At 48.9% G+C, this 10173-nt stretch carries 11 protein-coding genes; 9 read left to right on the plus strand and 2 right to left on the minus strand.

Going from position 1 to position 10173, the window contains the following annotated elements; all coding sequences use genetic code 11:
- Positions 1 to 4 precede the first annotated feature (4 nt).
- The 9 genes from A3766_RS18495 to A3766_RS18535 all read left to right on the plus strand — a co-directional run bounded on the left by A3766_RS18495 (position 5) and on the right by A3766_RS18535 (position 5851).
- Positions 5 to 247 (plus strand): hypothetical protein, encoded by a 243-nt coding sequence (locus A3766_RS18495; RefSeq protein WP_068642729.1) that lies wholly within the window; start codon positions 5 to 7, stop codon positions 245 to 247.
- Positions 244 to 489 (plus strand): phage tail assembly protein, encoded by a 246-nt coding sequence (locus A3766_RS18500; protein WP_068642731.1) that lies wholly within the window; start codon positions 244 to 246, stop codon positions 487 to 489. The genes A3766_RS18495 and A3766_RS18500 overlap by 4 nt, the downstream gene beginning before the upstream one ends.
- A 179-nt stretch (positions 490 to 668) precedes the next feature.
- Entirely contained in the window at positions 669 to 2984 is a 2316-nt protein-coding gene (locus A3766_RS18505; RefSeq protein ID WP_068642733.1) for a phage tail tape measure protein, read from the plus strand.
- Entirely contained in the window at positions 2985 to 3383 is a 399-nt protein-coding gene (locus A3766_RS18510) for a phage tail protein (protein WP_197479623.1), read from the plus strand. It begins immediately after the preceding gene.
- A complete protein-coding gene (locus A3766_RS18515) occupies positions 3380 to 3610 on the plus strand; it encodes a tail protein X (RefSeq protein ID WP_068642735.1) in 231 nt (76 codons plus the stop codon). Before A3766_RS18510 ends, A3766_RS18515 begins: the two co-directional genes overlap by 4 nt.
- A gap of 26 nt (positions 3611 to 3636) precedes the next feature.
- Complete coding sequence (locus tag A3766_RS18520) at positions 3637 to 4608, plus strand: contractile injection system protein, VgrG/Pvc8 family (protein ID WP_068642737.1); 972 nt, start codon at positions 3637 to 3639, stop codon at positions 4606 to 4608.
- Between the two features lie 62 nt (positions 4609 to 4670).
- Positions 4671 to 4961, plus strand: coding sequence for a DUF6127 family protein (locus tag A3766_RS18525; protein ID WP_068641785.1), 291 nt, complete (start codon positions 4671 to 4673; stop codon positions 4959 to 4961).
- Position 4962: 1 nt separating this feature from the next.
- Positions 4963 to 5421 carry a hypothetical protein gene (locus tag A3766_RS18530; protein ID WP_197479624.1) on the plus strand — a complete coding sequence of 153 codons (459 nt, stop codon included), beginning with the start codon at positions 4963 to 4965 and terminating at the stop codon, positions 5419 to 5421.
- 1 nt (position 5422) lies between these two features.
- On the plus strand, positions 5423 to 5851 hold the full coding sequence (locus A3766_RS18535; protein ID WP_068642739.1) for a lysozyme: 429 nt from the start codon (positions 5423 to 5425) through the stop codon (positions 5849 to 5851).
- Positions 5852 to 5864: 13 nt separating this feature from the next.
- Here A3766_RS18535 and A3766_RS18540 read toward each other — a convergent pair whose 3' ends face one another.
- Positions 5865 to 9686: a helicase-related protein gene (locus A3766_RS18540; RefSeq protein ID WP_068642742.1), complete on the minus strand. Its 3822-nt coding sequence runs from the start codon at positions 9684 to 9686 to the stop codon at positions 5865 to 5867.
- 28 nt (positions 9687 to 9714) lie between these two features.
- Positions 9715 to 10173, minus strand: a 459-nt coding sequence (locus A3766_RS31290; protein WP_197479625.1) for a hypothetical protein, incomplete at its 5' end; no start/stop codon positions are given.

Raw genomic sequence — 10173 nt, forward strand, 5'->3', positions numbered from 1 at the left:
CGCTATGACTGCAACGTACTATGTAATTAAACCCACTACGCATGCCCGAAAGAAAGTCACGCTAGGTGACCAGCTTTCTCTGACCGAGTCGCAAGCAAGGCCGCTTCGCAATGGTGGTTTTATCACTCCAGATAAAGCCGCTGCCGACCGGATTTCTGAACTGGTAAAAGAAAATACCGAGTTAAAGGCCAGCCAGCCGACAGAGACTACCGAAGAAACCAAAGACAGCGAGGTTGAAAAAGCATGAGCAAGGTAAAAATTGAATTAACGCACTCGATAGAAATCGATGGTGCGAAGGTTGGAGTTATTCAACTGCGCAGGCCAAAGGTTCGAGACATGCTCAGTGTTGAAAAAAGCGTGGATAACGATGCTGAAAAAGAAATCCAGCTCTTTGCCAATTTAAGTGAGTTATCGCCCGATAATTTGTTGGAGTTGGACATGGCCGATTACGCAAAACTGCAAAAGGCCTATCAGGATTTTTTGTCTTAAACCCTCGCGATGCTCGCAGAGCTTTGATCGCCTTGGCTAGCCATACCGGCTGGCAATTATCTGAACTGTTAGAGCTTGATGGTCATGAATTGATGGCCTGGCTCGACGTATTGCCAAAACGGCCCTAATCCCAAGGTTCTAATGGTGTTAGTGCCAGTTTGTCTTTAAGGAGTGTCTTAATGGCTAACTCGTCATTTAAGTTGGCACTTCAAATTGGTGCCTCCATTGGCCAGAGTTTTCGGACATCTGTTCGTGGCTCGCAAGCGCAGTTAAACCAGTTAGGCACATCCATTAATCGTCTGAAGAATCAGCAGAGTGCGATTCGTAAAGTCGAGTTGGGCGAGGCCAATGTTGGTAAAGCGCGAGTTGCTTACGAAGCAGCTAGCCGAGAACTATCTCGTTTGCGTCGTGAGGTGGCCTCAACAGAGCAACCGTCAAAACAACTGACGCAATCTTTTGAAGCCGCTAAGCAAAAAACACAACGCTTATCTGCAGAACTGGCCAAACAGCGTGAGCGACTTCAGCGTAGTCGACGAGAGCTTCAACAAGCTGGTGTGAATACGCGAGAGCTATTGCGTGAAAACACTCGTCTTGGTGCATCACTCGATCGCTTAAGTCAGAAGTATCGCAGGTTGAATCAAGCCATGCAGGCTCAAGAAGCCAACAAGTCGCGTCGAGCAGATTTGCGTGGACAGCTATTCGATGTGGTTGCCTTAGGAGCCAGTGTTGCAGCACCGGTGAGCATAGCGGTGAACTTTGAGCAATCCATCGCAAGACTGGGAGCCATTACTCGATCTAGCGATGAGTCTCTAAAAAGCCTTGAGCAGACTGCACGAAGCTTGGGTGAGACAACTCAGTTCTCAGCTTCTGAGGCAGCGTCGGCCATGACTTTCTTGGGGATGGCAGGCTTTAACACCAATCAGATTGTTGCAGCTACGCCTGGCATGTTGAACCTTGCTCAAGCCGCAGGCAGCGAATTGGCTGATACAGCCGATATTGCCTCCAATATATTGAGCGGTTTTTCGCTACAAGCCCAGGATATGAATCGTGTGGGTGATGTACTGGCGGCGACTTTTACTACGTCGAACACTACCTTGCAGATGTTGGGTGACACCCTGAAGTATGCAGCACCAGTTGCCAGTAGCGCAGGTGCCAGCATCGAAGAAGTTGCCGCGATGGCAGGTTTACTTGGCAATGTGGGCATCCAAGGCAGTATGGCGGGTACCGCATTAAGGGCTGCGTTCCTCAGGTTATCGGCACCACCTAAAAAGGCTGCCGATGCCTTGGCGACACTGGGTGTTGAGGTCAAAGACCTTGGTGGTAATTTGCGCTCGGTTCTCGAGTTGTTGCAGGAACTAGCACAAGCGACTGAGGGGTTGGGATCGGCAGAGCGAGCCGAAGCAATCAAACAAATATTCGGTGAAGAAGCTTCGGCCGGTATGACCGAGCTACTTAAGCAAGCCGGAACCGGCGCGCTGGATAGCTACATTCAACAACTACAAAAAGCCCAGGGTACGGCTGATGCCATGGCTCAAAAAATGAGTGCAACTACCTCTGGTAGCCTCAAACGACTGGGCAGTGCGCTAGAGAGCGTGGCCATTAGTGTCGGTAGTTTATTGCTACCAACCATTGCTGCAGGCGCTGAACTGTTTGCGGGCATGGCAAGTTGGGTGTCTGGTGCCGCACAAGAATACCCCATGCTCACGAAAGTGATTGTGGGTGCAACCGTGGGCTTGGTCGCCATAAAGGTTTCTGCCATTGCAGGTGCTTACGCCTTTACCTTTCTCAAAGGCGGTGTGCTTTCGTTGATAACAGCCTACCGAACCTTAAGTGCTGGTTTAGCGCTGGCGCAACTGGGTATGGCTCGAGTGAATGTGTTGTCAGCATTAAGTGCTGTGCGCATGGGGGTCGTCACGGCGGCTCAGTGGGCGCTTAATATTGCTATGACTGCCAACCCCATTGGTCTAATTATCGCGGGTATTGCTGCAATGGCTGGTGCAGCTTATCTACTGTTTCAGCATTGGGAGCCTATTGGCGAGTTTTTCTCTGGCCTTTGGGATGGCGTAAAAGAAATCACGAGCGGCGCTGTGGATTGGCTTCTTGGTAAGTTGGACTTGCTCGCTAAACCCTTTCAGTTACTCGGTGCTGCCTGGGATGCTGTGGCTGGCTGGTTTGATGATGACGAGTCCCAGTCTCCAAGTTCTGGCAATGGTCAACGAAAACGTAATGTCGCGACTGCAGCGGTTGGTAGTGTTTTGGCCGCTCAGCCAGTGATGGCATTACCTGATGGCAGCAACGAAGTCACTCCCAGAATCGAAGCTGTTTCCCCTGCAAATTATCAGCAAAACAGTGTCGCTATTGATGCGCCCATCACAATTCATGCCGCACCTGGCATGGATGAACGGGCGATTGCTGGAGAAGTACAACGTGCCTTAGAGCAGCGTGAAGCGAGAGCTGCCACTGAGCGTCGAGGTGCGCTTTTTGACGGAGGGTGAATGATGAGTGAAACCATGATGGCATTGGGAGTTTTTCGTTTTTCTTTAGATACCGCCGCCTACCAAGACTTTAAACGAAGCCAAACGTATCGCTGGCAATCACAAGAGCGATTGCTACGCAGACCTGCTTTGCAATTTATTGGACTAGGGGAAGAAACCATCGAATTGAACGGGCTCATTTACCCGCATTTTCGCGGCGGCTTAACTCAAGTGGAGGCCATGCGTATTGAGGCCAGCAAAGGCTTGCCACTTGTGTTGGTTGATGGGCTTGGTTTTGTCTGGGGGCAATGGGTCATCAAACAGATCAGCGAAGGCCAAACGGTTTTCCAGCCAAACGGGCAACCACTCAAGCAGACGTTTCAACTGAGCCTTTCTCGCTATGGAGATGATACCCGATGAATACGGCTGCGAAGTATCGGACTCGACAAGGCGACATGCTCGACCGCATTTGCCTTGAATTCTATGGGTATTCGAGTGAGGCCGTTGAAGCAGTGCTGAAGCACAACCCCGGCTTAGCTGCGCTTGGTTCTGTGTATGAGTCAGGTGTGATCATTGCCTTACCTGACTTAAAGAGGCCTGAACTAAAACTACAGGGGCAAACCGATCGTGTGCGGCTTTGGGACTGACTGGAAAATTTAATTTGGAGTGAAATGTGCGGCCTGACTTTCGAATCATTGCTGATGCGCAAGATATTACAGAGGTGATTCGTGATCGTTTGTTATCCCTTCGACTTACCGATGAATCTGGTACCCAATCCGACGCTTTGGAGATCCAGCTGGATGATCGAGATTCAATCATTGAATGGCCTGCCCATGGTGCAGAATTGGTCGTGTCGCTGGGCGTCACCAAAGATAATTTCGTCGCCATGGGTGTGTATACCGTTGATGAGATCGAACATTCAGGGCCACCTCAAACACTGACGATTCGAGCCAAAGCTGCCGATATGAGAGCATCATTGAAAGCGCCTAAATCACGCAGTTGGGATAACCTGAGCTTGGGTGACTTAGTGCGAACGATTGCGGCAGAGCATGAGTTAGAGCCGAAAATTTCGGAGGCTTTAGATCGGTTTGTACTGGAACATATAGATCAAACCGATGAATCTGATTTGCACCTATTAACACGGCTCGCTCGTGAACACGGTGCCGTTGCCAAACCCGTAGCAGGTAACTTGGTTTTTGTTCCAAGAGGCGAAGCCCGCTCAGCTACAGGGCAAGCAATTGAGACTTTAGAAGTGTTGCCTACCCATATACAACGCCATCGATTTACTCAGGCGGAGCGTGGCAAATATTCAGAGGTAAAAGCCTTCTGGCACGATGCCAATAATGCCGAAAAACAGAGCATCTTCGTCGGTGATGGTGAGCCTGTTTTCGCGATACGTCATACCTACAGTGATGCTGAGCAGGCAACGGCAGCTGCTAGTGCCAAGTTGAAAAGCTTGATGCGAGGTACAGCTACCTTGTCACTTACGCTACTTGGGAATCCATTGGTTCAAGCAGAAGGCAAGCTACGAGTCGGCGGCATTCGTGACCCGGTTAACGGTGAGTGGGTTGTTACTCGGGTTGAGCATCAGCTCGATGCGAGCGGACTGCAAACACGGTGTGATGCTGAAGTCCCCAATAACTGATTGAATATTCTTGATTGTTGAAACCGCCCCTGAGGCGGTTTTGTTGTTTTAGGAGAGCATAAATGGCGCCTGCCAAAGAAAAAGAGAACGGCATGGTCGTCATGCCAAAAGACGAATTTGAGAGCCTTTTGAATAACGCTGCCGAGCGAGGAGCTGAACGAGTATTGGCACATCTGGGTTTAGAAAACGGTCATGCCGCACGTGATATTCGAGAGCTTAGGGACCTATTGGAAGCCTGGCGAGATGCTAGGCGAACCGCATGGCAAACGGTAATCAAAGTCGCCACCACTGGCATTCTAGCCACATTACTGCTAGGTGCCGCCATCAAATTGAAAGTGTTCGGAGGACAATAATATGCTCACATTGTTAGGTAGTCTACTTGGCTTTATTTCAAGCGCTTTTCCTGACTTGCTGAAAATCTGGCAAGACAAACAAGACAGAAAACACGAGCTACAAATTCTCGATCGACAGATGGAGCAGATACGCCTCGGCCATAATCAGAGGCTTGAAGAAATTACCGTCAATGCGGATATCAACGAAAGCCTCGCTTTGCTCAAACACGACAGTCAGCCTTCCGGAGTAAGGTGGGTGGATGGGCTTCGAGCTTCTGTACGCCCGGTAATCACTTACGCTTTCTTCCTGCTGTTTACCACTGTAAAAGTCAGTGCGCTTTATGTGCTGGTGGTTGATCAGGGTATGGAGTTTGTTGTGGCTTTGCCACAAATATGGGATCCAGAAACGCAAGCACTGTTTGCTGCTGTGATGAGTTTTTGGTTTGGTCAGCGTGCTTTGGCAAAATCTAGGGGGCAGTAATATGCGCCACATTACCCAAGATGGCATCGACTTGATCAAGCGATTCGAAGGTTTTAGCTCGTCAGTTTATATCTGCCCCGCCGGTTACCCAACCATCGGCTATGGACACTTGGTCCGTTCGGGCGAGTCTTTTACCGAAATCACTGAGACTGATGCCGAGGAACTATTGCGTAAAGACGTTGAGTCAGCAGAGCGGGCGGTTTTACGTTTGGTGAATGTCCCACTCACTGATGGTCAGTTTGATGCGTTGGTTTCATTTGCCTTTAACCTAGGATCAGGGGCTTTTCAGCGATCGACCCTTCGTAGAAAGGTGAATCGCCAAGCTCATGCCGAGGTGCCAGCGCAACTGATGCGCTGGGTGTGGGCTGGTGGTAGAAAGCTAAACGGCCTGGTAAATCGCAGGCGATCGGAAGCTGCGCGTTACTCATAGCCAAGTTTCTTGATTAATTAATCTCTTCGGGATTTTTTTGAATCCCATCAATGATCGCACTGGCTGTTTGTCTGCGAGCACCACCTTTACTCCCATCAACTCTTCTAGCAAGAGACTCTAGTGCTGTATTCACGATAAGCACCGGTGTATCAATATGCCCGTCGCCTTGACGTGGGAACGTTGCATCGATGATACCTGCAGTCAGCGGGGCCTCCATGCTTCTTGGGACATTACTGATTCTTACGGCCGTATCTCGTTTACTGAATTGCTCTTCCAACGCTCGAAGCATGACCGTAGCGTTGTCATCGAGCTTGCTGGTTTTGAGTTTGGAAGACATCAATGAACGAACGACCTGATTGTTCAATAGCACCTGAGCCTTTGCTTGAAGCAGGTTGTTCCTCTCTACATTTGCGATTTTGCTTTGGTTTCGGTGGGTGTCTTTAGCGAATTTATCTATCTGCGATTGAGCCCGTTGGATGCTAGTTTGGTCCTCACAACTCTTGGCATCATCGGCAGCGAGAGCTTGTTTCATAGAGGTTGCTAGTTGCATTCGGTTGTTATGATCTACATACGCAACAGCTGCACATTCAATGTTGCCTTGTTTTGCGTGGATAACTTGGCAGACAGGCTCTTCAATTTGCTCCAATACGAAATTAACCAATCGCTCAAAAACGGGCTCACCATAGGTGGCGAAGTACACATGCGAGCCATCCGGTAGACCCGTATCAAATAAAGACCTATCGATAGTTAATACAGAGCCATCAACGATCGATTCAATGCCATTTAAGGTGAGGTATTTTCCACAATCACTCAGTTTGCAGCCAATTTCTTTGAGGAACTCTGATTCAATTAGGGTTTGCCAAATTTCAGTTAAATAAACTGGCAGCGGCTGTTTGCGGTATGTTTGGCTGAGCCTTACATACACATTAAACATTTCCTCCACAGGTACTTCCATAAGCTTATTGTTCGCTTGTTGGATTTTGGCTCGGTCCATTGCAGCCTGTTCTACCTGTTTTTCGGTCATCGTCCCTTCGGCCAATTTCTGGAACTCTTCCGTAGTAACAGGGAGCATCGAGAATTGTTGTGTTCCCACCACAAGATTTGCGCTAGCCAAACGATTCAATAAGCGCTCATAGACAAATTGCTCTGCAGAGTCAGCAAAACATAGATTGAGAACAAAAATCTCTTTGTGAGTTTGCCCAATACGGTCGATACGACCAATACGCTGTTCAACCTTCATTGGGTTCCAGGGCAAATCATAGTTAACCAGTAGGTCAGAGGTTTGTAAGTTAAGACCTTCAGCGGCGGCGTCGGTACAGAGCAAAATATCGATATGGCCTTGAACAAATCGATGTTTGATCACGTCACGTTCTACACCCACCATTTGATTCTTATTTGGGTCGTAGTAATGCCCACCTTCACCTGAATAGGTTCCTATGAGTAGTTCGGGGAATTTGGCTTGTAGTCGCTCCCGGATATCATGAAGGGTGTCGAGAAAGCGGGTAAAAATAACGGTTTGCTTAATGCGCTTGCCCTCGATGCGGGGCTTGAGTGCGGTCAGTAACGCTCTGAACTTATTCGAGTCCTCATAGATATCAGCCAACTCACCTAGCAGTGAGTCGAGCATATCGCGTTCCCACCTTAGATCATCTTTGGTCCTGTTGTTGAGCAGCATTTCAACTGCGTCAATGTCATCGTCACCACCGTCAATGAGTAACTCCTGAAGCTCCTCATTATCGGTAGGATCTGTACTGTATTTCAGTTGCTCAATGAGCGTTGCTTCAACTTTTGTTTTACGTCGCGAGAGTGTCAGCTGTAATGCCTTAAGGCTGGATGCAAATCGTAGGCGCAAGAAGCTTAAATAGAAGCCTAGTGCCACCTGACCTGGCTCATTGAGCCCACTAGCCAGAAGCTGTTCTCTCAATCCTTCGCAATATTCACCCAGCAGGCCATCTACGCGAGCCTCTTTCTTGGTAAAGGTTATACGTGGTGTTGGAATAACGGTTCTATCGGCTAGGTTTGCGCTAAGTTTGCCTTTCTGCCGATAAATTTTGAGCAAATCACGCGTATGGCGTTGCATCACTCGTGACAGAGGGGCTGCCGCAAATAATAGTCTTGCTAACGCGGCAAGCTCATGTTGCATTGGGATCGTGCCACGATTTAACCATTGCTCCAGCGAGATCTTCGACATAGGATCAATGACTACGTCGTTAAGATATCGCCAAAGTTTCGGGTCCAGGTTTTCTATCGTCGTAACGGACTTACGAATAAAGTCCCATTCTTCCTGCTTTAGCTTCTCTCCAGAGGCAACCGCATTAACAAGGCGATAGTAAGCCAGCATTAATGATGGGTCGTATTGAAATGCGCCAACGCGATTGGTTAGCCGAATCAAGTCACTCACTTCCACAGGATCAAGCTGCATCGGCGTTGCAGTTGCCAAGAGCAAGGAGTGAGTATTGCCTCGCATGTGATCAGCAATAGTCTGATACAGCTGATTAAAACGAGGAAAGCCTCTCGTTCCACGTTGAGAGTTTTGCCGACGGGCATAGTGAGCCTCATCCACCAAGGCCAGATCGAATTTATCTGCTTGATCCAGCAATCGGCGTCTTTCCTTTCTCGCCATTAAACCTGTCGATACGATCGTTAGGTTAGGGCTATATAGACTGCCAATAGACTTTTTCTCTTCAAGAGGAAAGATCGATTCACTTTGCGGTGATGGAGATGCTGTTACTCGGTCAAACCCAAGATAAAACTTGGTTGCCATTTCACGTTGCCACTGGCGCGTCAAACTGGCTGGAGCTGCGATAAGTATTCTTTCTGCACGCTTGCTTAAGTATAGCGAGCGGAAGGCTAGGCCTGCCTCAATGGTTTTACCCAATCCAACCTCGTCACACATCAGGTGCGATGCTGGAAAATTCTCGATAATTCGTCGAGCAACCACTTCTTGATGGGGCCAAGGCTCAACTGGCGCTGTATACATGCCAACATACTCACCATTAGGCATCAAAGGTGCGTATTTCAGTGCGGTAAAACGTAGTGCATCCTTGCTGGAAATCTTAGGTTGTTCAAGCTCAGCGGGTTGGTTATCTATCTCTACTGGAACCGTGATGCTTTCAGAAAAACGCAATAACTTTTCACGCACAGCCGAAGGCAGGTCTTTAACTAAAAAAGCAGGATGGGTGTTATTCCACATTGCATCAAATGATTGCGCGGCGTCTGCAATTTTCGCACGCTCTTTTTTTCCTTCCCAAGAGCAATCAACGTCCACATTCTCTGCATTACGTTTCAGCGCTGTTTCTGATTCATTCCACGAACCACTGGCATAAAGGGTTTCGCCTTCATCGTCGTAAGCCAGCGCCCATTTTTCATGCACGTAGCCATCTTCACTGGAATCTAGGCTGATCGCTTCACCGGTTTGGGCATGTTTCCTTAAGGCAACTTTTATTTCCAAGTGGCCATGGGCAACCATCCAAGAAAGTAACTCCACACCACGCTCAGCCTCTTCTGGCCATTGCTCTTTGCCGGTAAGCTCCTGCTCAAGATGCGATTCAAGAATGGCGTGCTGACCGTTGATAATGGCTTGCACATCTTTAGGTGTCATGTCGACGCCAGCAATCAGGCGCATTTTGCCATCGCGATTAACAAAAGAGGTCATGCCTCGACTGGCAAGGGCAAGCGACGATGAACGGAAGAAACCAGCTACCCGGTCATAGCGAACAATACGTTGCAACAAAGGCACATAGAATTCCCGCAGAATATCTACGGCAGGCTCTCCCGGTGCTCTCACCTGAGATGTTTTATAACTGTATTCCCAGTTAAAATCTTTCAGCCCCATTCGACGCTTAGCTCCTTCCAAACCTGTCTTATTGTTGTCTTAAGCCAAACAATAGTGCTCGGGCTTCGTTACGTGCTTCTGGCGTTTCGGCTTCCTCTCCCCAAACCTCAAGCAAGTCGAGAATGATGTTGTCATTGCCTTCACGTTGTTCATCCAAATAAGCGCGTGCCACTGGTACATCACCTTCGCGGAATTTCAGTAACAAGCCATGCAGTACATCCCAATCTGATTGTGGTTTAGCAACCCGTCGAGCACTGCGCTCTTGCGGTTTAGCCAAACGCAGCTTGGAGCCTTTTTTCACTAATGGTGCGGCGTAGCCTTTGTCCTCGGCAGCTTGACCGGCAACGGCAGTACGACCGCTGATCTCGGTGTTGATACCCACAATGCGGCCTTCAATGCCGTAACCTCCGGTGCGGGTTTCGAGGCTAATATTGAGCGAGCGCGACAGGTTTAATACTTCGGTAAAGGAAGCCTCGTTATGCCCCCA

The organism is Oleiphilus sp. HI0132 (assembly GCF_001635845.1).